Genomic DNA, 25,349 nt, shown 5'->3' with positions numbered 1-25,349 from the left:
ACCGTCTCGGCCCCGCTCGCGTGATGGGCGTCCGTCGCATCGCCGCCCGCGGACGGGATCGCGTCCGCGGGGCGTACCGGAAAGCCCGCACCGCGGCATCCCGTGTCGATCTGCCCGGTCCCCTGCGCCTGTCGGTCCTGAACCGGGTGCTGCTCTCGCGCATCGGCGGCGGCTCCGGGCCGGTCGTCTCGCTGACGACCTACGGCATGCGCACCGCGTGGAGCCACCTCGCCATCGAGTCGATCGCGCGCGGCAGCCTCCGGCCGTCGCGCCTGATCCTGTGGCTCGACGAGCCCGCGACGTTCGCCAAGCCGCCGGCCGCCCTGCGGCGCCTGCGCCGACGGGGACTCGAGATCCGTCTCGCCGAGAACTTCGGCCCGCACACGAAGTACTACCCGTATCTGGAGAGCACGGCCGCGATCGCGCACCCGCTCGTGACCGCCGACGACGACACCATCTATCCCCGTTGGTGGCTGGAGCGGCTCGTGTCGGAGCACGAGCGCACACCCGACCAGGTCGTCTGCTACCGGGCTCGCGAGATCGAGGTGACCGGAGAGAAGCTCGCTCCCTACGCCACGTGGGAGTTCAGCGAGCGGGCAGAGCCGTCGTTCCTCACCTTCCCGACCGCGGTCTCCGGCATCATCCACTCCCCCGCCTTCCTGAAGATCCTCCAGCAGCGCGGGCGCGACTTCCGCGAGACGGCGGCAGCCGCCGACGACGTGTGGATCCACTACACCGCCGTCCACCACGGGGTGAGGATCCGGCTGATCGACGGCGTGAGCCGCACCTTTCCGCTGATCGACGAGACGCAGGAGGTGGCGCTCTGGTACGACAACCTCACCGGAGGCGGCAACGACCAGCAGATCGCCGCGACCTACTCCGCTGAGGACATCGCGAAGATCGTCGCGCAGGCGGCCTCCGCGCGCTGAGCGCGAAGGCCGACCGCGGCCGAACGCCTCAGCCGTGCAGGAAGCTGAGCCCGGTCAGAGTGTGCACGTCCCAGGTCCGGCCGCTCTCCGGGGCGTAGACCTGCGTGCCGATGGTCCCGGCATTCACGTCGATGTCCGACAGCCGCACGGGATTGTCGTCGTTCGAGTGGAGCGCCTGCAGCACGAAGGCGACGTTGTTGCCCGCCGCGGTCGTGATGACCTTCGACGTGGCCGACCCGGTGTGGCCGCTCGTGACGATCTTCACGTTGCCGTACGGCGCGACGAGCTTGTCATAGACGTACTGCGGTGACGAATCGCCATAGGACCAGCGAGTGACGCTCTGCCCGGCACCGTAGATGTTGCCCGAGGCGTCGAGGAAGGAGTGGGTCTGGATGATGACGTTGCTGACGGGATGCGCCTCGATCACCTTCGCCGCCCACGCGACGGCGTCGACGCGGGGCCACAGCTCGAGGTTGATCACCAGCCAGTCCGCGCCCTCGGCCGTGAACGACGAGTAGGTGTTGTCGACCTTGCCCGGCTCGAACTGGCCCGCGAGCGCGCTGTAATCCGTCGGCTTCCAATAGGAGTTGAAGGTCGTCGTCGTGCGCTGGTACTGGCGGGTGAGCTTGCTGTCCCGTGCACCTCCGCCCGGCCCGGTCGCCAGCGTGTCGTGGTTGCCGATGCTGAGCTGATACGGGATGCCTGCGTCGTTCAGCGGCTGCATCGCCGCACGTGCGACGACGTACTGCTCGTGCGCGTCGGTGTCCCAGTTCACGACGTCGCCGGTGTGGATGACGAAGCGCAGGTCGAGCGCCTTGCGCTGAGCCACCAGCCACTTCGACCGGTCGATGAAGCGCGTTCCGGCCCAGTCGAACACCTCCTGCTGGGTGTCGGGGTAGGTCGCGATCGTGAAGTGCCCGTCGCCGTCGCCGGCGCTCGGCGTGACTCCGATGGCCCCCAGCTGGATGCGCACCGCGTCGGAGACCACATCGGCCCGACCGAGCACCACGATCTTTCCCGGCTTCAGCCGCGTCAACTCGGCACGCACCGACCCCGGCAGAGAACCCGGCGCCGTGAGCAGGACGGGCCCGCCCAGCTTCGCCGCCGCGGCCGACGCCGACAGCGCATCCGGGAAGTTGTAGCCCGTCGAGACGTAGGCCACCGGCACACCCGGCGCGAAGGCCGCCGCGCTCACCTTGGCCGAGGTCTCGAACCGGTCCGCACCGGCCAGCCGCGACACCGACCCCGACGTCAGGGACGCCAGCTGCGAGCGCACCGTCTCCGACACCGCACCCGCCTGACCGAGCACGACGATCTTGCCCGGCTTCACCCGCGCCAACTCCGCGCGCACCGACGACGGGAGGGAATCCGGCTCCGTCAGCAGCACCGGGCCACCTTGCTTGCCCGCAGCGGCCGACGCCGACAGCGCATCCGGGAAGTTGCGGCCCGTCGCCACGTAGGCCACGGGCACGCCGGGCGCGAACGCCGCCGCGCTCACCATCGCCGAGGTCTCGAACCGATCCGCGCCGGCCAGTCGCGACACCGAGCCCGAGGTCAGTGATCCCAGCTGCGAGAGCACGGCGTCGGTCACCGCCCCGGTCCTGCCCAGCACCACGATCTTTCCCGCTTTGAGCCGTACCAGCTCCGTGCGGACGGTTCCGGGCAGGAAGTCAGGTGCCGTCAAGAGCACGGGACCGCCCAGCTTCGCCGCCGCGGCCGACGCCGACAGCGCATCCGGGAAGTTGTACCCCGTCGCCACATACGCCACCGGCACACCCGGCGCGAACGACGCCGCGCTCACCTTCGCCGACGTCTCGAACCGATCCGCGCCCGCCAGCCGCGACACGCTGTCCCCAGCGGCCGCCGGCACCGTGGCCGCCGGCACCGTGGCCGCCGGCACCGCCGGCACGGTGGCGGCGGATGCCGGTCCGGAGATGAGCACCATCCCGGCCGCGGCGAGGATGGAGATGGTGGCGGTCAAGCGGCCTGTTGCGCGCAAGGTGTTCTCCCCGATGTCTGCGCCGTGCGGTTCGACCGAGGGGGTACGACGATGACGCCGTGAGAGGAGCCGCTGGCTGATCGAAGATTACCAGCGCTGATGCCGGGCACCCGCCGTGACGGGCGCCCTCCGGGCGCTCAGAGGTCGGCGTGCAGCTGCCACACCCGGTCGGCGGCTTCCCGCCACGAGAAGGAGCGACCACGGTCCGCGGCCAGCACGGACTGCGTCTCGACGCGTGCCGCCGAGCCCAGGGTGTCCGCCAGCGCCGCGCCGAGCGCATCGGCGTCATCGTCTCCGCCGCCCGCCAGGACGCCGCCGTCGACGACGATCTCGCGGAGCACCGGGGAGTCGGCCGCGACCACCGGCACCCCGACCGCGAACGCCTCGAGCACGCGCCACGGGAACACGGTGCGCCGCGACGTCGCCAGCAGCGCCAGCGCCCCGCCGAACACGGCCCCGCGGTCTGCCGGTTCGAGAGCGCCGTGCACGTGCACCTGGCGCTCCGGGATGCCGGCCGCGGAAGCGAGCTCGACAAGCGCCGACTCCTCCCCGTCCGGAGCGTCGATCACGACGACGGGCAGGTCCATCCCGGCCCGGGCGACCGCGCCGAACGCCACGTCGAGGGCGTCGGATGCTGCGGCTCCCCCCGACACGAGGACGTAGCCGTCCGGCAGCCCGAGGTGGCGTCGGCGGCCCACCTCGTCGGTCGGCACCGCGAAGCCCGACGGCGCGGCCCCCGCGATGACGCGGATGCGGTCGCCGAGCGGCGCGGCCTCCGCCAGCCGCAGCGCGGCCGCGTGCGTCGGCACCACGACGGCATCCGCGTGCTTGACCGCGCGCTTCAGCATTCCGCGGTGCCAGGCGGTCAGCCCGCGCGGCAACTCCGACGGCGCTTCCCAGGCGCGCAGGTCCCACAGCGTCACGACGGTCTGGTCGTTGTCGTGCACGCGGTCGTGCTTCACCAGGGGCGCGAGGAGGGACGGTGAGTGGATCATCCCGCCGCCGACGCCCGACGCCACGCCGAGCTGCCAGGCCCCGACCAGCTCGCGGCGTGGGAGAGGCAGCATGCGGACGGAGGCGAGTCCGGGCACGGCGGTGGCCGCGGCATCCCGATCGGGGCCCGACGGCACGATGGCCGCGACCTCGCAGCCTGCCGGTGCGGCCGACACGAGGGCCTTCGCGAGCTCGCGGGAGGCCTCCTCGAGCGTCGGCTCGGTGGGCGCGGCGACCTGGTCGAGCACCACGCGCAGTGTCGCCACCACGCGTCAGCCCCCCGGAGCGGGCGTCGGCGGGTGCAGGGTCTGCTGCATGTGCTGCTGGATGAACGCGAAGTCCGGTTCGTACTCATCGACCAGCGGCGGGCTCAGCTCGACCGTCGTGACGGGCTGCGACTTCGCCTTCAGCGCGAGGTCGACGAGCGTCGGGGCGATGAGACCCTGGGGCAGATCGGTCTCGACGATGGCGGTGCCCGCGGCCGCGACGTCCTGGAAGCGAGCGAGGACGTTCTGCGGGGTGAACTGCGCGAGTATCGCCTGCTGCAGCTGACGCTGTCGCTTCATGCGGTCGAAGTCGTCGGTCGTGTACCGGGATCGCGCGTACCACTGCGCGGTGTCGCCGTCCATGTGCTGCGCCCCCGGCTCGATCCAGCCGGACGCCCAGTCCTCCGCCGGCTCGCCGGGGTAGGACGGACCGCCGCCTTCCGGCAGACGCTGCTCGACGGTCACGTCGACGCCGCCGAGCGCATCGACGAGCGCAGCGAAGCCGTGCATGTCGATGAAGACGTAGTAGGGGATCTGGATGCCGAGGATGCCCTCCGCGGCATCCTTGGTCGCCTCGATGGCGGGGGTGGAGCCGTTGGCCTTCGCCTCCGGGTAGAGCGTGGTGCCGTCCTGGCAGACCTCCACCTCGGTGCGCAGCTGGTTGATGCCGCTGCCCCACCCGCAGCGGGCGTCCGCGTGACCCTGGTGGCCGTCGGGGTACTGGTCCTGCATCGGACCGGGGGCGAAGGGGAAGCCCGGCATGTCGCGCGGGATGCCCGTGATGGTCACGGCGCCCGTGGTCGCGTTGATGGATACGACGGAGATGCTGTCGTACCGCATCGAGTCACGGCCCTCGCCGCTGTCGGCGCCCAGCATGAGGATGTTGTAGTAGCCCTCCGAGGGCGGCACCACGGGAGCGGACGCTCCGAAGAGATCGGCGAACGAGTCCCGCACCGCACCGGCGAGGCTCGCGGCGTACGCCGCACCGCTGGAGGCGCCGACGAGCAGCAGCACCGAGACGACGGCGATGCCGAATCGCGCGAGGGATCCCGTGCGGATGAGACGGACGAGGCGGAGGGTGTCGATCGTGAGGAAGCCCCACAGCACCGCATAGCCGATGAGCGCCGCCTGCACGATCGTGAGCGGCAGCCAGCGGAACCAGGCGAGCCAGTCGGGGATCCACGCGCCGACCGCGACGCTGACGCCGACCGCCGGCCAGAGCATCATCGTGACGCCGCCGAGGATGAGGATGATCCACATCGCCAGCGTCGCACCGAGACCGAAGCGGCCGAGGCGGCGGTTGCCGGCGAGCACCTGCGCCGAGCCCGGCAGCAGGAAGTTGAGGAGGATCAGCCACCAGCCGCGGCGCGTCATCACGGCGCGCGAGGACGCGTCGGGATAGCGCAGGGGGCGCTCCTCGAGGAATGAGGAGGACGTGGTGGCCACGCGCGGCGCGGACGACAGCGGCGGGTGGGTGACGCTCACAGGGACTCCTTGAGGCGGGCGTTCTTCTGCTCGACCTGCGCCTCGAGGTCGGCGGCGTACGCCTCGACCCGGTCGGCGAGGGAGGAGTCGGAGGCGGCGAGGATCCGCACGGCGAGGAGTCCGGCGTTCTTCGCGCCGTTGATGGAGACGGTGGCGACCGGGATGCCGGCGGGCATCTGCACGATGCTGAGCAGCGAGTCCAGGCCGTCGAGCGTCGCGAGCTGTACGGGCACGCCGATGACGGGGAGGGCTGTGACGGACGCGAGCATCCCCGGAAGGTGAGCGGCTCCGCCGGCGCCGGCGATGACGGTGCGGATGCCGCGGCCCCGGGCCTCGCGACCGTACCGGATCAGCTTGTCGGGCGTGCGGTGCGCCGAGACGACCTCCACCTCGTGCGGGATGCCGAAATCCGTGAGGACCTGCGAGGCATCGCTCATGACACGCCAGTCCGAGTCGGAGCCCATGACGACGCCGACCAGAGGCGAGTCGGAGGCGTGCAGCGGCTGATCGTTCTCGGGCGCAGTCACCCGGCAAGGCTAAGCCGGGTCGCTGGAAGAACCCCGCAACGGCGCGCACCCGCTCGTCGAGCGAGCGCGGCGAGTCGGAATCGCCGCACCCCGCTCGCCGAGCGGGGTGTGGCGAGCCGGAACGCCGGGTCAGTCCTGGAAGAACGACGCGGCGGCGCGGGCGCGGTAGACGACGTCGTCGAGATCGTCGCCCGTCGCGTTCACGTGACCCACCTTGCGGCCGGGGCGCGGCGCCTTGCCGTAGGTGTGGATCTTCACCTCGGGGCAGTCGTCCATCGCGGCGGCGAAGCGGTCCTCCAGGGTCCCCGACGTCGGTCCGCCGAGGATGTTCACCATCGCCGACCACGGCGCCCGCGGCGACGTGTCGCCCAGGGGCAGGTCGAGGACGGCCCGCAGGTGCTGCTCGAACTGGCCGGTGACCGCGCCGTCCTGCGACCAGTGGCCGCTGTTGTGCGGGCGCATCGCCAGCTCGTTCACCAGCACGCGATCGTCGGTCGTCTCGAAGAGCTCGACCGCCAGCATCCCCTCGACTCCGAGTCCCTCGGCGATCGCGACGCCGAGGGCGGCCGTCACCGCGGTCAGACGCTCCCCGGCGCGGGGCGCGGGGGCGATGACCTCTGCGCACACGCCGTCGCGCTGCACCGTCTCGACCACCGGATATGTGCGCACCTCACCGGACGGCCGCCGGGCGACCTGCTGCGCGAGCTCGCGGCGGAAGTCGACGAGCTCCTCCACGAGAAGCTCCCCGCCGTGCCCGTCCTCGGCGAGCGCGGCGAACCAGTCGTCGGCCTCGGTCGCCAGCGACACGACCCGCACGCCCTTGCCGTCGTAGCCGCCGCGCGGCGTCTTGACGACTGCGCGCCCGCCGTGATCGTCGAGGAACTGCTGCAGCTGGACCGCGTCCGACACGGCCGCCCAGTCCGGCTGCGGCATCCCGAGCTCGGCCAGGCGGGTGCGCATGACGATCTTGTCCTGCGCGTGGCGCAGCGCCGACGGGCCGGGGCGCACGGCGACCCCGGCATCGACGAGCGCGGTCAGCACGTCCTGCGGCACGTGCTCGTGGTCGAACGTGATCACGTCGACGTCACGCGCGAAGGCCAGCACGACGTCCGCGTCACGATAATCGCCGACGGCCGTGGCCGCCAGGGCGGCCGACATCCCCTCGTCCTCGGCGAGCACGCGCAGATCGACGCCGAGCTCGACGGCGGGGGCGATCATCATGCGGGCCAGCTGCCCGCCTCCGACGACTCCGATACGCAGGGTCATGATGGGGTTCCTTCCGACTCCCCCATCCTCCCGCAACGCCCGCTCGACGCGCGACGCGTCGGCGTCCGATCGACGACCGACAGGTCAGGAGGGCAGTGGGGGCGGCGGACCGGGGTAGGCCTGCGAATCGCGGTGCGCCAGGATCTGGTTGACCTCGACCTGGTCGGCGAGCACCTCGTGCACGAGCTGCACGCTGGGGATGTCGGCGAGGCGCATGGGCACGTCCACGCCGTTCGAGAGGGTGAGCGTGCCGGCGCCCCACAGGCGCTGACCGATGCCGCGGCGCTCCTGGATGCTGTACCCCCGCACGTGGGACAGCTCGCGCGAGTGGCGCCCGAAGATCCCCGAGCGCTCGATGACCCGGCGGGTCGTGACGGTGAAGGTGTGACCGGCCCACGACAGGAACGGCAGCACGACCAGCAGCAGCACGACGAGGCCCGCCGCCGCCAGCAGCATCCAGTCCTCGAACGGGTCGGGGAGATTGCCGAGGAAGTAGCCGACCGCCCCCGCCACGGCGATCAGGACGATCGCGCACCAGAACAGCCGGCGGGCGTGGCGGCGGAAGCGCGCGATGCGCAGCTCCGGGGTCGGCGCTCCCGGCGCGGGCATCTGTGGACGCCCCGCATACGGCGTCGGCTGAGTCACCCCTCCATCATGGGGCCGGGCGTCGAGCAGGCCGGTTGGCCACGCCATGGAAGGACGCGAACAGTGGCCGCGCGCGTCGGGGCGCGGCCGGTCTCAGCGCACGTGGACGACGTCGCCCGCGGCGACAGCCGTTTCGTCTCCGTCCACGTCGACGACGAGGCGTCCGTCGGCGTCGATGCGCACGGCGCGCCCCTCGAGCGACGAGCCGTCCGGCAGCGCGACGCGCACGTCCGACCCGACGGTCGTGCAGAGCGTCGAGATCTCCGCGTGGACTCCGGATGCCGCGGCATCCCCTCCTGCGGCGGCGAGAGCCGAGAGCTGTTCGTCGAGGGCACCGAGGTAGTCCGCCAGGAGGCGGTCCTCGTCGACGTCCACGCCGACCGCGGCGAAGGAGGTCGCCGTTTCGACCGGCAGGTCGACCGCCGTCATCGTCGTGTTCACACCGGAGCCGATGACGACGATGTCAGGGTGAGCGTTAACCGCCTCGGCCAGGATGCCGCTCACCTTGGCACCGTCCAGCAGCACGTCGTTCGGCCACTTGAGGCCGGCGGAGTGGCCGGTGCCGCGCAGCTGGGCGGCGACCGCGCGGGTCATCGCGGCTCCGGCGATCAGCGGGATCCACCCTCGGGCGGCGACGGGCAGGGCGTCGACGCGCACCACGACCGAGACGGCGAGCGCGGTCTCGGGGGGAGCGGTCCAGCTGCGGTCCAGGCGGCCCCGGCCGGCGCGCTGATCGCGGGTCAGCAGCAGCGAGAGATGCGGCCAGAGGTCGGCGTCGGCCGTGATGGCTGCGACCACGTCGGCATTGGTGGAGTCGGTGCGCTCGGTGACCTGGACGCGGGGGCTGACGGCGGCTGCGAGGGGGTACCCCTCGGAGGGGATCGGCATGCCCACACCCTATGGCGAGACCGGTGGAGGCGGCATCCGATGAATGCATCGCACAGTGGATGCCGCGGCCGCTTGTGCGCACTCTCCAACCGGCTCATGGGCCTGCTCGCTAGGGTGGAATCCGTGACCGATCAGCCCGACCTCTTCACCACCGCCGGAAAGATCGCCGACCTCAGGGAGCGCTACGCCGACGCCGTCGTGCGCGCCGAGGAGAGCGCTCAGGCCAAGCAGCACGCGAAGGGCAAGGGCACGGCGCGCGAACGCATCGTCCAGCTCGTCGACCCCGGCAGCTTCGTCGAGCTCGACGAGTACGTGCGCCACCGCACCACCGCCTTCGGCATGGACCGCTCCCGCCCTTACGGCGACTCGGTCGTCACGGGCGTCGGCACCATCCACGGGCGGACCGTGGCGGTCTACTCGCAGGACTTCTCGACCTTCGGCGGGTCGCTCGGCGAGGTCGCCGGCGACAAGATCATCAAGGTGATGGAGTTCGCCCTCCGCGGCGGGATGCCCTGCATCGGCATCCTCGACTCCGGCGGAGCCCGCATCCAGGAGGGTGTCGTCGCGCTCGGCAAGTACGGCGAGATCTTCCGCCTGAACACGCAGGCCTCGGGCGTCATCCCGCAGATCTCGATCATCATGGGACCGGCCGCCGGCGGCGCCGTGTACTCCCCCGCCCTCACCGACTTCGTGATCATGGTCGACAAGACCAGCCAGATGTTCGTCACCGGTCCCGATGTCATCAAGACGGTCACCGGCGAGGACGTCGGCATGGAGGAGCTGGGCGGCGCCTACACGCACAACACCCGCTCCGGCGTCGCGCACTACCTCGCGGAGGACGAGGAGGACGCGCTCGACTACGCGCGCACCCTCGTCGGCTTCCTCCCCGACAACAACATGGCGGAGCTCCCGGTCTACGAGTCGGCGTTCGAGTTCGAGACCACCGACGCCGATCGCACGCTGAACACGCTGATCCCGGATTCGCCGAACCAGCCGTACGACATCCACACGGTCATCTCGCACATCGTCGACCAGGGCGATTTCCTCGAGGTGCAGCCGCTCTTCGCGCCGAACATCGTCATCGGCTTCGGCCGCGTTGAGGGCCGGACGGTCGGCATCATCGCGAACCAGCCGTCGCAGATGGCCGGCACGCTCAACATCCAGGCGGGCGAGAAGGCCAGCCGCTTCGTGCGGTTCTGCGACGCGTTCTCGGTGCCGATCCTCACCCTCGTCGACGTGCCGGGCTACCTGCCGGGCACCGACCAGGAGTGGGAGGGCGTCATCCGCCGCGGCGCCAAGCTGCTCTACGCCTATGCCGAGGCGACGGTGCCCCTGGTCACCGTCATCCTGCGCAAGGCCTACGGCGGCGCGTACATCGTCATGGGGTCCAAGCAGCTCGGCGCCGACATCAACCTCGCGTGGCCGACCGCCGAGATCGCCGTCATGGGCGGTCAGGGCGCGGTGAACATCCTCTACCGCGGAGAGATCCGCAAGGCCGAAGAGGCCGGCGAAGACGTGGCGGCCGTCCGCACGCGCCTGGCGAATCAGTACACCTACGATGTGGCCTCGCCGTTCCTCGCGGCCGAGCGCGGCGAGCTGGACGGCATCATCGAGCCGGCGCAGACGCGCGTGTCGATCGCCAAGGCCCTGCGCGCGCTGCGCGGCAAGCGCGCCAGCCTGCCGCCCAAGAAGCACGGGAACATCCCCCTGTGACCGAGGAGACCGGATCGGATGCTGCGGCCACGGCCGACGCGATCGTGCCGCTGTCGATCGACGTCCGGCGGGGCAGCCCGTCGCCGGAGGAGCTCGCCGCACTCGTGGCGGTCGTGAGCGAGGCCTACGCGACGGAGGCCGCAGCCGCGACGGCGTCGGACACCGCGTCCGGAGACGCGTGGCGCGCCTCGCAGCGCGGGCTGCGCGCCCCGCTGCGGCGCGACGTCGGATGGGCTCGCAGCGGCTGGTGACGCGTCGCCGCCGTCCTCGGCGGTGTCCCCCAAAATACCTACAGACGCACCCTGAGGCGCCGACACATACTTATGGAGCTGGAACGCCTCTGGCGTTCGGCCGGTCCGCTCGACTGCAGGGTAGTCGGGCCCGGGCTTGGCCAGTGCGGACGGTTTTCGGGTAACCGTTCGCTAGGCGAGGGGCGGGCGGCTTCGCCGCCCCTCGCCTCCTCCGACTCCGCTCCCCGGCTCGGCCGTGGCAGGCGAACGCGCGTCGCGTCTAGCGGGTGCGTGCGTGCCGCAGCTGCACGATCGACAGCGCCGTGATGGCGATGCCGGCAACGAGCATGATCCAGCCCAGGATGGGCTCAGCGCTCCAGCCGACGCCCCAGATCCCGACGCCCACCATGACGACGGACACCACCAGCCCGTACGTGAGGTAGACGAGGTAGCGGCTCTGGCTCATCTGCGGTCGAGTCTCCATGACGGAAACCTAGCGATCCTCGATACGGCACGATCGGGAGCGGGCGTTCTTCGTCGTCAGGCCGTCGCTCGACGACGTCCCACGGGCTCGCGGTCGTCACGCGTCCAGGACGGGGTGCGCGATCTCCTGCCACAGCTCGACGTCCTCGGACCCGCCGTCGGCGGAGCGACCCACGACCGTGACCGCGATGCTCTCGTGCGGCGAGGTCCGGATGATGACGCGTTCCGACCTCGAGGTGCTCAGCGTCTCGGCGAGCTCGCGGCGGATGAGCTCGAGGGCCGCCTCCGGCGCGTCGTCGAGTCCGCCCTCGTCGAGGACCGTGACCGTCGCTCCCCGTCGGCGCGCCGCGTCGATCCCGTCGCGCACCGCGTCGTCGAGGAGGCGGGGGCCGCGCAGCTCGTCGCGGAGCCGTCCCTCGGCGATTCGCGCCTCCAGCCGCTCCTCCTCGCTGAGGACGCCGCCCGACGCGACCGCCTCGGTGAGGACGGGACCGGCGACGGCGAGCGCCCGCTGCACCTGCACACGTCGCTCCCGCTGCCGGACGGTCTGGGAGGCCTGCCATCCGGAGGTGGCGCGCTGCAGGACCGTCAGGCGACGGGTGTCGCGCGCGGCGCGGTCGAGGGACAGGACCATGAGCTGGGCGACCACCACCCAGATGTACGACCCGATCAGCCCGAGCCCCCAGGGCTCAGCCGGCCCCATCCACGCGACAACACCCACTGTCAGGATGATCATGCCGATCCACGCGATCCATGGGCGCCGTCGCGACATGACTATCGTCATGATCGCGCCGACACCGCCGAGAATCCACGCGTAATAGGGCCGGAGGCGCGCGTCGGGTCCGACGGCGAAGGCCATGGCCGTGGGCAGGATGGCCGCAGTCGCCAGCGCGAGGGCGCATGCCCAAGGATGCAATGGCCCGCCTCCACTGCCCGCCTCCGCGTCCTCCTCCGTCGCCGCGGCCACCGTGGCGGTCGGCGCAGTCCAGAGCAGGCACAGCAGCGCGGTGGCGAGGAAGAGCGTGAGCGCGGCGAGGGCCAGGGAGTTCGGGGGCGTGGGCGCCCCCACCCACCAGAGCGCGCGGAGAGCGAAGTAGGCGATGAAGGCGATACCCAGCCCCACCAGGACGGAACGGACGCTTCTCATTGCTCCGGGTGTCCCCACTCGAGCGTGATGGTCGTTCCTGCGGTGTCCGAGACGATGTCCGTCGATCCGCCGATGGCGGCCACGCGGGCGATGATCGAGGCTCGGATGCCGAGGCGGTCGTCGGGCACGGCGGAGAAGTCGAACCCGGCGCCGGTGTCGCGGACGGCGATGCGCACCACCGCCGGCGTGTCCGTCGCCGAGACCGAGACGGACAGGCCCCGTCCGCCCGCGTGCTGGACGGCGTTGGCGACGCCCTGGGTGGCAGCGAGCGCGAGCGCACGAGCCACGCGCCCGGGGATGGGCGGCGCCGCCGGAGCGATGGAGCGCGCGACCGAGAGCTGTACGCCGAGCTCGCCGGCTTCCCTCTCGATGTCGTCGGCCACCGAGTCGATCGGGCGCGGAGCGTCGCTGCCTTCGCCGGAGTCCTGTTCGGCATTGGCGAGGCGGGTGAGCGCTTCGCGCGACATCGCCGCGGCCAGCGTCCGCTCTCGCGGCGTCGCCGCGCGCTCCACGGCGATGAGGGCCGCGAGCACGCTGTCGTGCATGAGAGCGGCGACGGCGAACCGCTCCTGCTCCGAGGCCGCCGACGCCGCGGCGTCGGCGTAGGCGTCCACCGCGCGAGCCCGCGTGCCGTCGACGTTCGACGCGAGCGAGCGGAACACCCACCCCAGCGCCATCAGGACGCCGCCGAGCATCAGGGTGAAGGAGACGTCGAGGGCGAGATAGACGGTGAAAGCGCTGTCGAAGTCCACCTGGATCAGGCGGACGAGGCCCCAGAGCAACGGGATCGCAATCGTCCACGCGAGCTGCAGCGCCAGGGGGAAGGCAAGCACAGCGGCAAGCGTCGAGATGTTGACGAAGAGGTAGATCCAGGGAGGATTACCGCCGGGCTCCGGCGCGGACCCCGTTGACGCGAGCGGCCACAGGATGAGGGCGACGACGTAGGCGACGGCGAAGACGCCGGCCGCCGTGCGGACGAACCGGCCGAACATACAGGCGGCGATCATCGCCGCCAGGGGCAGGAAGGTCAGGAGAAGGAGAGGCAGCTTCCACTCGGGCTGCTCCTCGACACTGCCGAAGACACCGGCGACAGCCTGGCCGCCCAGAATGGTGGAGCCGAGCGCGGCGGCGTAGCCGATGATGCGCTCGATACGCTGACGCGTGAACGAGCCGAGCCCCACGCTGGTGTCGCGGGTCTGGGAGATGTGCCCCCAGGCCTCGTCGAGGACGGCGCGCTCGGAGTCAATCGCCACGGCTGCCCTCCGACGACACGATCCCGTCTTCCATGGCGCGTCGCAGCAGATCGACCTTCGTCGGAGCCGGGCGGCCCACCTCGACGTACTTGAGCCGCACGCGGGTGATGTTCTCCTTGGCGGTCGAGTAGGCGACGCCCAGGCGGTCGGCGACCACCTTGAGCGGGAGCCCGGCGGCGTACAGCCGGAGCACCTCGCGCTCACGCGTCGAGAGCTGCGCGTCTGCGAACTCGCGGTCGCCCTCGACGGCGCTGGCCCACTCGACGTTGTCGAGCAGCTCGCCCTGCGCCACCGTGCGGATGGCCGCGGCCACATCGCCGATGGGCGAGGACTTGCTCACCACCCCCGCAGCTCCGGCGGCGATCGCCTCGCGCACCGCGGCGGGGCGGTCGGCGATGGAATGGATGATGACGCTCGACCCCTCCGCCACGAGGCGGCTGACGTTCTCGGTGACCGTGGAGCCGTCGCCCAGGGTGAGGTCCAGCACGACGACGTCCGCGGGACGCGATCGGGTGGACTCTCGCCACTCGACGTACTCCGCCACCCCGGCGCCGGAGAAGACGACGTCGTTACCCGATCGTGCGCACGCGGCCTCGAGCCCGAGCCGCACGGACTCATGGTCGTCGATCAGCGCCACCCGTGTCATCGGGCCAGCCTAGAGGGAGTGAGGGCGGCGACCGCCTCGACGTGGTGCGAGTGCGGGAACAGGTCGATCGCGCGCACGGCGCCGTCCACGACGTACCCCCGGTCGGCGAACGTCGCGAGGTCGCGGGCCAGCGCGACCGGGTCGCAGGCGACGTAGACGATGCGGGCCGGATCGAGCTCGGCGATCGCCTCGACGACGTCCGCTCCCGCACCCGCCCGCGGCGGGTCGAGCACGACCACACCGCGCGCCAGCCGCGACCGCTCCGCCGCCGATGCGTCGGCGATGAGGCGCTGGAGGTAGCGGTCCACGCGCGCGGTCTCGGCCCGGGCGCCGACCCATTCCGCCAGGTTCTCGCCGGCGTGCTCCGTCGCCCGCGCGTCGGACTCGACCGACGTGACCCGGGTGCCCGGGCCACCGGCATCCCCGACCGCGGCGGCGAGCATGCCGACCCCGCCGTAGAGGTCGAGGTGTGCGGCGTCGCCGTCGACGGTGCCGACGAGCGCGTCCGTCACGGCGCGGGTCAGCGAGGACGCCGACAGGCGGTGCACCTGCCAGAAGCCGGCCGCGTCGACGCGGAACTCGCGGTCGCCCACGCGCTCGATGACGACCTCGCGCGCTGCGCGTGCGTCTGCGGGATGGGCGGTGGGACGCCGACGTCCGCGCACCGGACGATCGGAGTCGGGTCGGGCGACGGTGCGCACCCTGCCGTCGGCGGGCTGGACGAAGTCGATGCGGCCCCGCGTGCCGGAGATGTGCCGCGCGGCCTCCTCGATCGCGGCGGTGGCGAGCGGCTGGTCCGCGACCGGCACCACCCGGTGGCTGCGGGCGGCGTACGGTCCGATCCGGCCCTCCGCGTCGACGTGCAGGCTGACGCGGGTGCGCCACCGCGTGGCATCCGGGGACTCCTCGGCCGCGACGGCACCCTCGGCGTCCATGACCGGCAGGGCGCCCTCCATCGTCGCAGGCACGTCGACCCGGCCGATGCGGGTGAGCGCGTCCTGCAGCACCTCCAGCTTCAGCGTCCGCTGGTGCTCGAGCGCGATGTGTCCGAAGTCCGCGCCGCCCGGGCGATCCTCCGGCGGCACGTCGATGTCGGCCTGACGCCACACATGCGCCTGGCGGTGGGGCGAGGCATCCAGGACCTCGAGGGCCTCGGCGCGCCAGAACGACGCCTTGCCCACGTCCGTCAGTCGCGCGCGGATGCGCTCCCCCGGGATCGCGTCCGGCACGAACACGACGCGGCCGCGCCCCTGGTCGGCGTCCCCCGCCGGCAGCCGGGCGACGAACACACCGCCGTGGGCGACATCGGTGATGTCGAGGTCAAGAACGTCTCCGCTGTCCACGGGTCCGAGCATCCCACACCCTGCCCGCCGGTCGCCCCGGCGGGCGGCGGTAGCGTGGCCGCATGCGCGTCTGCCTGGCCTCCACCTCCCCCGCCCGACTGATGCTGCTGCGGCAGGCCGGCATCGAGCCGGAGACGATGTCGCCGCTCGTCGACGAGGAGGCGGTCATCGCCGAGGTCGAGGCCGCGACGGGTCGGCTCGATCCTGACGCGCACGTGCTCCTCCTCGCGGAGCGGAAGGCGGAGGATGTCGCCACCCGCCTCGCCGCGGACGATCCGGGCTTCGACGGCATCGTCATCGGGGGCGACTCGATGTTCGCGCTGGGCGACGAGATCCTCGGCAAGCCGCTCCTGCCCGACGTCGCCGTCGCGCGGTGGAAGGACATGCGCGGACGCACGGGCGTGCTGCACTCCGGACACAGCGTGATCCGGCTCTCGCCGGACGCCGCTCCCACGCGCGCGCAGGCGGTGGCCGCGGCATCCGTCTCCTTCGCCGCCGACGTCACCGACGACGAGATCGCCGCGTACGTGGCCACCGGCGAGCCGCTGCAGGTCGCGGGCGCGTTCACCGTCGACAGTCTCGGCGGCGCCTTCATCGAGCGCGTCGAGGGCGACCCGTCCACGGTCGTCGGGATGTCGCTGTCCACCCTCCGGCGCCTGGTGCGCGAGCTCGGCGTGGACTGGCCGGCGCTGTGGAACCAGATCTGACAGGCGCGCCGACGTTGTCGTAGGAATCCCACGTTTTTCGTCGGTTCTTGTAGGAACCGCTCAAAAACGTTCCGGATCCGGTCGATAGGCTGACATCCATGCCTGAGATCGCCAAGGTGCTCATCGCGAACCGCGGCGAGATCGCCGTTCGTGTCATCCGCGCCGCGAGGGACTCCGGACGCGCGTCCGTGGCCGTCTACGCCGACCAGGACCGGGACGCGATGCACACGCGGCTCGCGGACGAGTCGTACGCCCTCGAAGGGTCGACCAGCGCCGACACCTATCTCTCGATCGACAAGATCCTCTCGGTCGCCCGGCGCTCCGGCGCCGATGCCGTGCACCCGGGCTACGGCTTCCTCGCCGAGAACGCCGACTTCGCCCGCGCGGTCATCGCCGCGGGTCTCACCTGGATCGGCCCGTCGCCCGACGCCATCGAGGCGCTCGGCGACAAGGTCACCGCGCGCCACGTCGCCGAGAAGGTGGGCGCCCCGCTCGCCCCCGGCACCCCCGGTCCCGTCGACGGCGCCGACGAGGTCGTCGCGTTCGCCGAGGAGTTCGGCCTGCCGATCGCCATCAAGGCGGCCTACGGCGGCGGCGGACGCGGCCTCAAGGTGGCCCGCACCATCGAGGAGATCCCCGAGCTGTTCGAGTCCGCGACGCGCGAGGCGATCGCGGCGTTCGGCCGCGGCGAGTGCTTCGTCGAGAAGTACCTCGACAAGCCGCGTCACGTCGAGACCCAGTGCCTCGCGGATGCCGCGGGCACGGTCGTCGTCGTCTCGACCCGCGACTGCTCGCTGCAGCGTCGCCACCAGAAGCTCGTCGAGGAGGCTCCCGCACCCTTCCTCACCGAGGAGCAGAACCGGCTGCTCTACGAGTCGTCGAAGGCCATCCTGAAAGAGGTCGGCTACGTCGGCGCAGGAACGTGCGAGTTCCTCATCGGCGCCGACGGCACCGTGTCGTTCCTCGAGGTGAACACGCGTCTCCAGGTCGAGCACCCCGTCTCCGAGGAGGTCACGGGCATCGACCTCGTCCGCGAGCAGTTCCGCATCGCCGAGGGCGGCACCCTGGACTACCACGACCCCGAGCCGGTCGGGCACTCCATCGAGTTCCGCATCAACGGCGAGGATCCGGGGCGCGGCTTCCTCCCGCAGCCCGGCACCATCAACGTCTTCAAGACCTTCGGCGGCCCCGGCGTGCGTCTGGACTCCGGCGTGACCGCCGGCGACAGCGTCAGCGGCGCCTTCGACTCGCTGCTGGGCAAGATCATCGTCAGCGGCCGCGACCGCGCGGAGGCGCTGGAGCGCTCCCGTCGCGCGCTCGACGAGTTCGAGGTCTCGGGCATGCCGACCGTGCTGCCCTTCCACCGCAAGGTGGTCAGCGACCCCGCCTTCACGGCGGAAGACGGCCGGTTCGGGGTGTTCACCCGCTGGATCGAGACCGAGTTCGTCAACGACATCCCGCCGTGGGACGGCGAGGCCGGAGTCCCGAAGGCCGACGAGACGCGCCACACCGTCGTCGTGGAGGTCTCGGGCAAGCGGCTCGAGGTCAGCCTCCCCGACCGCATCGTGGCCGCGCCGTCGGCCGCCGGTCGCCCGGCGGCGGTCCCGCCGTCACGGCGCTCGCACGCGACGACCGTCATGGCCGGCGCCTCGGGTGACGCCGTCACGTCGCCGATGCAGGCGACCGTCGTGAAGCTCGCCGTCGAGGAGGGCCAGCAGGTCGTCAAGGGCGACCTCGTCGTCGTGCTCGAGGCCATGAAGATGGAGCAGCCGATCCAGGCCCACAAGGACGGCGTCGTTGGTTCGGTCAACGCGACGCCCGGTGCCACCGTGTCGGCCGGGCACGCGCTCCTGACGATCTCCTAGCCACGGGCCCGCAGGCGATCGCCTGCCGCGTCGGCAGCCTGCCGCTTGCGCTGCCGGCGGCCCGGCCGCGCGGGCGGTCGCCCGGCCGCGACCGGTCAGCCGCGCGCGGCGTCCGAGTGGTCGACGGAGTGCATCGAGCGCATCGCGTCGGTGATGCTGCCGGTCAGGGACGGGTACACCGCGAACACCCGCGAGACCTGGTCCACCGTCATCCGCCGCTCCACGGCGATGCCGAGCGGGTAGATGAGCTCCGAGGCGCGGGGGGCGACGATGACGGCGCCGATGACGGTGCCGCTGCCCTTGCGCGCGATCACCTTCACGAAGCCGTCGCGGATGCCCATCATCTTGGCGCGCGGGTTGGCCGCCAGCGGCAGCTTCTTCACGACGCCGTCGATGAGGCCGTCCTCGATGTCCTTCTCCTGCCAGCCGACGGTCGCGATCTCGGGAGCGGTGAAGATGTTCGACGCGATGCGGCGCCGCTCCAGCGGGATGACCACGTCGCCGAGCGCGTGGAACACCGCCGTGCGCCCCTGCATCGATGCGACCGAGGCGAGCGGCACGAACGTGGTGCAGTCGCCGGCGGCGTAGACGTTGGGCACCGAGGTGCGCGCGACGCGGTTGACCTGGATGTGACCGGAGTCGGTCATCTGCACGCCCGCCTCCTCGAGCCCCAGGCCGGCGGTGTTGGGGATGGAGCCGACCGCCAGCAGGCAGTGGCTGCCCTCGACGACCTGCCCGCTGGAGAGCGTCACCGTCACCCCGTCGCCGATGTTGACGACAGACTCGGCGCGCGACTTCGATAGGACGGTCATGCCGCCGCGCTTGAAGACCTTCTCGAGCACCGCCGCCGCGTCCTTGTCCTCGCCCGGGAGCACCTGATCGCGGCTGGAGATCAGCGTCACCTTCGCGCCGAGGTTCATGTACGCCGACGCGAACTCCGCACCCGTCACACCCGAGCCGACCACGATCAGGTGCGCCGGCAGCGCCTTCATGTCGTACAGCTGGGTCCAGGTGAAGATGCGCTGGCCGTCGGGCCGGGCCGACGGCAGCTCGCGGGGCGACGATCCGGTCGCGATGACCAGGGTGTCGGCCTCGACGCGGTCGAAGTCGGTGCCGTCGGGGCCGGTCGAGATGATGACGCCGCGATCGCTGTCCAGTCGCCCGTGGCCCGAGATGATCCGCACCCCCGCCTCGACGAGCGAGGCGCGCATGTCGTCGGACTGCTGGCGCGCCAGCGACAGCAGGCGCTTGTTGACGGCGGCGAGGTTGATGGCGATCTCGGGCCGCAGCGGTCGTCCGTCGCCGCCCTTCGCGAAGAACTGCACGCCGAGGTCGGTCGCCTCCGAGACGGCGACGGCGGCATCCGCGGTGGCGATGAGCGACTTCGACGGGACCACGTCGGTGATCACCGCGGATCCGCCGATGCCGACCCGCTCGATCAGTGTCACGTCGGCCCCGAGCTGCGCCCCCGCGATCGCCGCCTCGTATCCCCCCGGTCCGCCGCCGATGATGGCGACGCTCTGGCTGCTCTCGAAGCTCAACGACATGTCTTCCATTCTCCCCTGCCGCGGGGACCAGCGCACACCGCGGCATCGGACGAGGCGCAGGATGCCGCGGGCCGGGCGGGCTGCGGCATCCGTCTCCTGGCCCCGCCGACGCGGTGTTCCTAGAGTGGGATCCATGTCACACGACCCCCACCCCCTTGACGACCCCGCCGCCGACCCGTTCGCCGTCGCCGCCGACGCCGCCGCGGACATCGCCCGGCTGACCGGTGTGGAACGCCACGACATCGCCCTCACGCTCGGAAGCGGCTGGGGACGCGCCGCGGAGCTCATCGGCGAGACGGTCGCCACCGTCCCGGCCACCGAGGTCGCCGGCTTCAGCGCGCCGGCGCTGGCCGGGCACGTGGGCTCGCTCCGCAGCATCCTGACGCCGTCCGGCCGCCGCGTCCTGGTCATCGGTGCGCGCACCCATTACTACGAGGGCCACGGCGTGCGCCGGGTCGTCCACAGCGTGCGCACCGCGGCGGCGACCGGCGCCACGATCATGGTGCTCACCAACGGCGCGGGCGGCATCCGGGAGACCTGGGCGCCGGGGCAGCCGGTGCTCATCAGCGACCACATCAACCTGACCGCGGACTCCCCTCTCGAAGGCGCCACCTTCATCGACCTGACCGATCTGTACTCCTCGCGTCTGCGCGCGATCGCGCGCGAGGTCGACCCGACGCTCGACGAGGGCGTGTACACGCAGTTCCGCGGGCCGCACTACGAGACGCCGGCCGAGGTGCAGATGGCCAAGGCGATCGGCGGGCACATCGTCGGCATGTCCACGGCGCTCGAGGCGATCGCCGCGCGGCAGGCCGGCATGGAGATCCTCGGCTTCTCCCTCATCACGAACCTCGCCGCCGGCATCCAGAAGACGCCGCTGAGTCACGAGGAGGTGCTCGAGGCCGGACGCACCGCCGAGCCCGTCATCTCCGACCTGCTGGCCCGCGTGATCGGCCGCCTGTGAGCGAGGACACCGTGGCCGCCGCCGGGCCCGAGCGACAGGATCCCGCCCCGGAGCACGTTGCGGTTCCGCGCGACGGCTCGGCCGTCGATCGCGCACGGGCCTGGCTCGCGCAGGACCCCGACCCCGACACCCGCGACGAACTGTCGCACCTGCTCGAGCGCTCCGAGAACGGGGATGCCGCGGCGTCCGCCGATCTGGCGGACCGCTTCTCGGCGCGCCTCGCGTTCGGCACCGCCGGCCTCCGCGGAGAGCTCGGCGCCGGCAGCAACCGTATGAACCGGGTGCTCGTCGCCCAGGCCGCCGCCGGGCTCGCGGCCTACGTCCGCGGCCGCTCGGACGCGGAGGTCCCGAGCGTCGTGATCGGCTACGACGGCCGGCGCAACTCGGATGTCTTCGCGCGCGACTCGGCGGAGATCTTCGCCGGTGCGGGTCTGCGCGCCATCCTCCTCCCCCGCCTGCTGCCCACCCCCGTGCTCGCCTTCGCCGTCCGGCACCTCGGCGCCGATGCCGGGGTCATGGTCACCGCCAGCCACAACCCGCCGAACGACAACGGCTACAAGGTCTACCTCGGCGGCCCCGATGACGGCTCGCAGATCGTGGCCCCCGCCGACGCCGAGATCGCCGCACGCATCCAGGAGGTCGCCGACGGCGGCACCGTGGGCGCGCTCCCCCGCTCGCTCGGCTACGAGATCGCGCCCGAGTCGATCGTCGACGCGTACGTCGACGCGACCGCGGCGGTCGCTCCGGCGCCGGAGGGCGCCGCGGGTCTGAGGTGGGTCTACACGGCCATGCACGGCGTGGGGTGGGAGACGTTCGCGCGGATCCTGGATGCCGCGGGCTACCCCCGGCCGACGGTCGTCGAGGCCCAGATCTCGCCGGACGGCAGGTTCCCGACGGTCTCGTTCCCCAACCCGGAGGAGCCGGGCGCGATGGACCTCTCGTTCGAGACCGCCCGCGCGGCCGGCGCCGAGCTCGTGGTCGCCAACGACCCCGACGCCGACCGCCTCGCCGTCGCGATCCCCGACGATGCCGCGGAGGGCGGCTGGCGCCGCCTCACCGGCAACGAGGTCGGCCTGCTCCTCGGAGCACGCGCCGCGCGGCTGGCCGAGGGCACCGACGCGTCGCTCGCCTCGTCGCTCGTGTCCTCCCCGGGTCTGCAGACCGTCGCCGAGCATCACGGTCTCGACTTCCACGCGACGCTCACGGGCTTCAAGTGGATCTCCCGGGCACCCGGCATGGTCTACGGCTTCGAGGAGGCCCTCGGGTACCTCGTGAATCCCGAGACCGTCCGCGACAAGGACGGCATCTCCGCGGCGGTGGCGCTCCTCGGTCTGGCCGCGCAGGCCCGCGGACGCGGCGCCGGCGTCGGCGACCTGCTGAGGGAGTTCGGCGAGACCTACGGCTTCTTCGACAGCGACCAGATCTCGGTGCGCGTCGAGGACGTCTCGGCGATCGCCCGGATCATGGCCGCGCTGCGCGCTCGGCACCCCGAGCGCATCGGCGAGGTCGGCGTCGACCGCGTCGACGATCTGCTCGACGGCTTCGCGGACCTTCCCCCCGGCGATGTGCTGCGCCTGTGGCTCTCCGACGGGTCGCGCGTGGTCGTGCGCCCCAGTGGCACCGAGCCGAAGCTCAAGCTGTACCTCGACGTCCGCGGCGACTCGGTCGACGACGCGCGGGCGCGCATCACCGCGCTGACCGCCGGCGCGCGGGCGCTGCTGGCCGACCTGGGCTGACGCCGGGCCGCGGCAGCCGTCCGGAGCGATGGATGCCGCGGCCTAGGCTCGACGCGTGGAACTCATCACGCCGGTCACCCTCGAGAACGCGTACGTCCGGCTGGAGCCGCTGAGTCCGGAGCACGCCGATGACCTCGCGGCGGCCTGCGAGGGCCTGGAGTACGCCTGGTACACCTCTGTCCCCCGGCCGGAGGGTGTCGCCGACGAGATCGCGATGCGCCTCGGCCTGCGCGACCAGGGCATCATGAACCCCTGGGCGGTGCGCCGCGTCGCGACGGGCAAGGTCGTCGGCATGACGACGTTCTGCGGCATCGACCAGCCCAACCGGCACGTCGAGGTCGGTTACACGTGGCTCGGCCGCGAGGCCCAGGGCACCGAGGTGAACCCGGCGATGAAGCTCCTGTCCCTCGGTCACGCCTTCGAGGCGTGCGAGGCGATCGCGGTGGAGCTGCGCACGCACTGGCACAACCGGCAGTCGCGCGCGGCGATCGCGCGTCTCGGCGCCAAACAGGACGGCGTGCTGCGGAGCCATCGCCTCGGGCCGGACGGCACCCTGCGCGACACGGTGGTCTTCTCGATCATCGCCGCCGAGTGGCCGGCCGTGCGCCTCGGGCTGTCGGAGCGCCTGCGCGGACGGTGACCCTGCGGCTCAGCCGTCGATGACGGCGACGAGCTCGTCGAGGAAGCCGGCGAAGTCGGTCGCCCGCCGGACGATCCGCTGCACGCTCTCGCGCTCGGAGAAGACCTCGACGAACTGCTCGAAGACGGTCTGGAACGCCTCGCGGTCGGTCTCGGAGAACGCCACCAGCGCGACCACCTGCACCCGGCCCTCGCCCCAGGGGATCGACGGGTCGGCGATGCCGATCGCGATCTCCGTGCGCGTGGCCGTCATCCCCATGGCGTGGGGGACGGCGAGCGCCTCGGTGAAGGCTGTGGAGGAGAGCTGCTCCCGCTGGAGGGCGCGCTCGACGTAGTCGTCGTCGATCACGCCGCGGGCGACCAGCAGCGACCCCAGACGCCGGATGGCGGCATCCTCCCCCGGCTCCAGCCCGTGCACGAACGCGTGCGGGTCGAAGTAGCGCTCGAGCTCCGTCCGGAGTCTCGCGAGCCTTCGTGCCCGGCGGATGCGCCCGGCGGCGGCCTGCACCCGCTCGACGTCCGATTCCGTGAGGAACGGCTGGATGCGCACGATGCGGTCGCCGGCGACGGCGGGGTCGATCGTCGTGAGCACGAGATCGGTGTCGATCGAGCCCCAGTCCGGGTCCACCCGCGTCTCGACGCCGGTGACCTCGATCGCCTGGCCGAGGGAGCGGTCGACCGACGAGCGCAGAAGCTCGTGCAGCTCGTAGTAGCCCGGGCACACGATCGTCGCGGTGAGGAGCTGGTCGGCCTGCCTGCTGCGCTCGAGCCGGCCGCCCACGTGCATGGCGATGTAGGCGATCTCGTCGTCGAGCAGCGGGATGCCGAGGCTCTCGTTCAGACCGCTGGCGATGTAGACCGCCACCTCGAAGATCATCGGGTACGTCGACTTCAGCGAGCGCGTGAGCGGATTGCGCGACCACGCCTGCTCGCGCGAGCGGTGCAGGAGGTTCTGCACGTGCAGGGCGAGGCGCAGGATGAAGTCCTCGTGGGCGATGTCGACGAGGAACTGCCCCGCGGCGCGCTCGACGACCTCGCGGACCGCCTTCTCCACATCGGGTTCGAGCCGGGCGCGGGCGTCGTCGACCGGGTCGCCGGCGCCGGGCGCGACCACGCGCGTCAGCACCAGCGTCGCAAGGTGCTGGCGGTCGCCGGGACCGAGCTCCACGCCGAGGTGGCGGACGGCGAGGCGCGCGATGATCTCCCCCACCTCGCTCTGGGCGGGGCGCTCGGCCGACGCGCCGCCCTCGAGGCCGCGGTCGCGGGCCACCCGGTCGGCGGCGATGGCGATGTGCATGACGACGTCGGAGATGCCGATCTCGTTGACGAAGTAGCCCAGCGCGCCGAGCTCGGCCACGAGGTCGGTCTTGAACGGACCGAAGGCCTGGGCGCCGACCGACCCCTCGCCGAGCGTGCGGCGCAGCGCGCCGAGGTCGAACGACCCGGCATCCATCTCGTCGTGGGCGAGCCTGCTCAGCAGTCGCCGCTGCGCCATCTCGGTGCCGCGCAGGCGCGCGCGGTCGGCGGAGCGCTCGAGGGTGAGCTCGGTGCCGCCCAGCAGCGCACGCACGCGGGCCAGGTCGGCGTCGACGGTCGCCGTGCTGACGTGGAGCCGCTCCGCCGTCTCGTGCACGTCGACGCCGTCGGGGGCGTCCAGCAGCGAGCGCACGACCCGGTGGAGGCGATCGCGCGGCGTGCCGCTCTCGCCGCCGGCACCGGCGCGCAGGGCGGCACCCGCCTCGGCGCCCGCGCGGTAGCCCTGCGGTCCCGATTCGATGGCTGAACCGCCCGGGACGACGCGCGCATTGACGGCGGTGACATAGGAGCGGATGCTGCGGGGCGTCACCCCGAGGGCGTCCGCCAGGGTGGCGGCGGTGGCCCAGGATCCGTCGCGGGCGAGGATGCCGAGCAGGCGATCCTGCCGCGCTCTGGTCACGTCGTCCTCCGCAAGGGCGCGCATCGCGCCGCCCCCAGTCAATCACGGCAGCCGCACGCGACGGCCGCCCCACGCCCCGGCATTCCGCGGGGGCGGAAACCACCCTGGTTGTCCACTCTCAGCCGATTCACAACAATGGACG

The 25,349-nt window shown here is 72.1% G+C and carries 22 protein-coding genes; 8 read left to right on the top strand and 14 right to left on the bottom strand.

Annotated elements, in window-relative coordinates; all coding sequences use genetic code 11:
• Positions 1-23: 23 nt before the first annotated feature.
• Positions 24-929, top strand: a complete 906-nt coding sequence (locus CVS47_RS03645; RefSeq protein WP_127094867.1) for a glycosyltransferase family 2 protein — start codon at positions 24-26, stop codon at positions 927-929.
• Positions 930-957: 28 nt separating this feature from the next.
• Here the strand turns inward: CVS47_RS03645 and CVS47_RS03640 are convergent, their stop codons facing one another.
• From CVS47_RS03640 to CVS47_RS03610, 7 genes are all read right to left on the bottom strand, one after another.
• Positions 958-2,910 (bottom strand): cell wall-binding repeat-containing protein, encoded by a 1,953-nt coding sequence (locus tag CVS47_RS03640; RefSeq protein WP_127094866.1) that lies wholly within the window; start codon positions 2,908-2,910, stop codon positions 958-960.
• Between the two features lie 155 nt (positions 2,911-3,065).
• The gene (locus tag CVS47_RS03635; RefSeq protein WP_127094865.1) at positions 3,066-4,190 is read right to left on the bottom strand and encodes a glycosyltransferase; all 1,125 of its coding nucleotides are present in this window, start codon (positions 4,188-4,190) and stop codon (positions 3,066-3,068) included.
• 3 nt (positions 4,191-4,193) lie between these two features.
• Positions 4,194-5,672 (bottom strand): LCP family protein, encoded by a 1,479-nt coding sequence (locus tag CVS47_RS03630; protein WP_378790970.1) that lies wholly within the window; start codon positions 5,670-5,672, stop codon positions 4,194-4,196.
• Positions 5,669-6,136 carry a 5-(carboxyamino)imidazole ribonucleotide mutase gene (purE, locus tag CVS47_RS03625; protein WP_127097178.1) on the bottom strand — a complete coding sequence of 156 codons (468 nt, stop codon included), beginning with the start codon at positions 6,134-6,136 and terminating at the stop codon, positions 5,669-5,671. Before purE ends, CVS47_RS03630 begins: the two co-directional genes overlap by 4 nt.
• 192 nt (positions 6,137-6,328) lie before the next feature.
• Entirely contained in the window at positions 6,329-7,465 is a 1,137-nt protein-coding gene (locus CVS47_RS03620; RefSeq protein WP_127094864.1) for a 5-(carboxyamino)imidazole ribonucleotide synthase, read from the bottom strand.
• A gap of 84 nt (positions 7,466-7,549) precedes the next feature.
• Positions 7,550-8,110, bottom strand: a complete 561-nt coding sequence (locus tag CVS47_RS03615; protein ID WP_127094863.1) for a PH domain-containing protein — start codon at positions 8,108-8,110, stop codon at positions 7,550-7,552.
• Positions 8,111-8,203: 93 nt separating this feature from the next.
• The gene (locus CVS47_RS03610) at positions 8,204-8,998 is read right to left on the bottom strand and encodes a biotin--[acetyl-CoA-carboxylase] ligase (protein ID WP_127094862.1); all 795 of its coding nucleotides are present in this window, start codon (positions 8,996-8,998) and stop codon (positions 8,204-8,206) included.
• A gap of 96 nt (positions 8,999-9,094) precedes the next feature.
• On the opposite strand from CVS47_RS03610, the gene CVS47_RS03605 reads away from it, so the two are divergent.
• On the top strand, positions 9,095-10,711 hold the full coding sequence (locus CVS47_RS03605) for an acyl-CoA carboxylase subunit beta (protein WP_127094861.1): 1,617 nt from the start codon (positions 9,095-9,097) through the stop codon (positions 10,709-10,711).
• Complete coding sequence (locus CVS47_RS03600; protein ID WP_127094860.1) at positions 10,708-10,962, top strand: acyl-CoA carboxylase subunit epsilon; 255 nt, start codon at positions 10,708-10,710, stop codon at positions 10,960-10,962. Before CVS47_RS03605 ends, CVS47_RS03600 begins: the two co-directional genes overlap by 4 nt.
• 259 nt (positions 10,963-11,221) lie before the next feature.
• Here the strand turns inward: CVS47_RS03600 and CVS47_RS03595 are convergent, their stop codons facing one another.
• The 5 genes from CVS47_RS03595 to CVS47_RS03575 form a co-directional block, all read right to left on the bottom strand.
• Complete coding sequence (locus tag CVS47_RS03595) at positions 11,222-11,425, bottom strand: hypothetical protein (protein ID WP_127094859.1); 204 nt, start codon at positions 11,423-11,425, stop codon at positions 11,222-11,224.
• 96 nt (positions 11,426-11,521) lie between these two features.
• Complete coding sequence (locus CVS47_RS03590) at positions 11,522-12,571, bottom strand: hypothetical protein (RefSeq protein WP_127094858.1); 1,050 nt, start codon at positions 12,569-12,571, stop codon at positions 11,522-11,524.
• Positions 12,568-13,824: a sensor histidine kinase gene (locus CVS47_RS03585; RefSeq protein WP_127094857.1), complete on the bottom strand. Its 1,257-nt coding sequence runs from the start codon at positions 13,822-13,824 to the stop codon at positions 12,568-12,570. Before CVS47_RS03585 ends, CVS47_RS03590 begins: the two co-directional genes overlap by 4 nt.
• Positions 13,814-14,470: a response regulator gene (locus CVS47_RS03580; RefSeq protein WP_127094856.1), complete on the bottom strand. Its 657-nt coding sequence runs from the start codon at positions 14,468-14,470 to the stop codon at positions 13,814-13,816. The genes CVS47_RS03585 and CVS47_RS03580 overlap by 11 nt, the downstream gene beginning before the upstream one ends.
• Positions 14,467-15,825: a class I SAM-dependent RNA methyltransferase gene (locus CVS47_RS03575; protein WP_420899338.1), complete on the bottom strand. Its 1,359-nt coding sequence runs from the start codon at positions 15,823-15,825 to the stop codon at positions 14,467-14,469. Before CVS47_RS03575 ends, CVS47_RS03580 begins: the two co-directional genes overlap by 4 nt.
• Positions 15,826-15,875: 50 nt before the next feature.
• Between CVS47_RS03575 and CVS47_RS03570 the strand changes: the two genes are divergently transcribed.
• Together CVS47_RS03570 and CVS47_RS03565 are read left to right on the top strand one after the other, a co-directional pair.
• Positions 15,876-16,520 (top strand): Maf family protein, encoded by a 645-nt coding sequence (locus CVS47_RS03570; RefSeq protein WP_127094855.1) that lies wholly within the window; start codon positions 15,876-15,878, stop codon positions 16,518-16,520.
• A 98-nt stretch (positions 16,521-16,618) separates the two neighbouring features.
• The gene (locus CVS47_RS03565; RefSeq protein WP_127094854.1) at positions 16,619-18,385 is read left to right on the top strand and encodes an acetyl/propionyl/methylcrotonyl-CoA carboxylase subunit alpha; all 1,767 of its coding nucleotides are present in this window, start codon (positions 16,619-16,621) and stop codon (positions 18,383-18,385) included.
• A 95-nt stretch (positions 18,386-18,480) separates the two neighbouring features.
• On the opposite strand, the gene CVS47_RS03560 is transcribed toward CVS47_RS03565, so the two are convergent.
• A complete protein-coding gene (locus CVS47_RS03560) occupies positions 18,481-19,941 on the bottom strand; it encodes an NAD(P)H-quinone dehydrogenase (protein ID WP_127094853.1) in 1,461 nt (486 codons plus the stop codon).
• Between the two features lie 124 nt (positions 19,942-20,065).
• Here CVS47_RS03560 and CVS47_RS03555 point away from each other — a divergent pair, with 124 nt between their 5' ends.
• From CVS47_RS03555 to CVS47_RS03545, 3 genes are read left to right on the top strand one after another with little or no spacing between them, the layout of a single operon-like run.
• Positions 20,066-20,896, top strand: coding sequence for a purine-nucleoside phosphorylase (locus CVS47_RS03555; RefSeq protein ID WP_127094852.1), 831 nt, complete (start codon positions 20,066-20,068; stop codon positions 20,894-20,896).
• A complete protein-coding gene (locus CVS47_RS03550) occupies positions 20,893-22,632 on the top strand; it encodes a phospho-sugar mutase (protein ID WP_420899337.1) in 1,740 nt (579 codons plus the stop codon). The genes CVS47_RS03555 and CVS47_RS03550 overlap by 4 nt, the downstream gene beginning before the upstream one ends.
• 55 nt (positions 22,633-22,687) lie before the next feature.
• Positions 22,688-23,272, top strand: coding sequence for a GNAT family N-acetyltransferase (locus CVS47_RS03545; protein WP_127094851.1), 585 nt, complete (start codon positions 22,688-22,690; stop codon positions 23,270-23,272).
• Positions 23,273-23,281: 9 nt separating this feature from the next.
• Here CVS47_RS03545 and CVS47_RS03540 read toward each other — a convergent pair whose 3' ends face one another.
• Positions 23,282-25,231, bottom strand: a complete 1,950-nt coding sequence (locus CVS47_RS03540; RefSeq protein ID WP_127094850.1) for a BglG family transcription antiterminator — start codon at positions 25,229-25,231, stop codon at positions 23,282-23,284.
• Positions 25,232-25,349: the final 118 nt, after the last annotated feature.

It is taken from the genome of Microbacterium lemovicicum (genome assembly GCF_003991875.1).
Taxonomy (GTDB): domain Bacteria; phylum Actinomycetota; class Actinomycetes; order Actinomycetales; family Microbacteriaceae; genus Microbacterium; species Microbacterium lemovicicum.
Note: the sequence above shows the minus strand (reverse complement) of the source record. Positions and strands in the feature narration are given on the sequence as shown.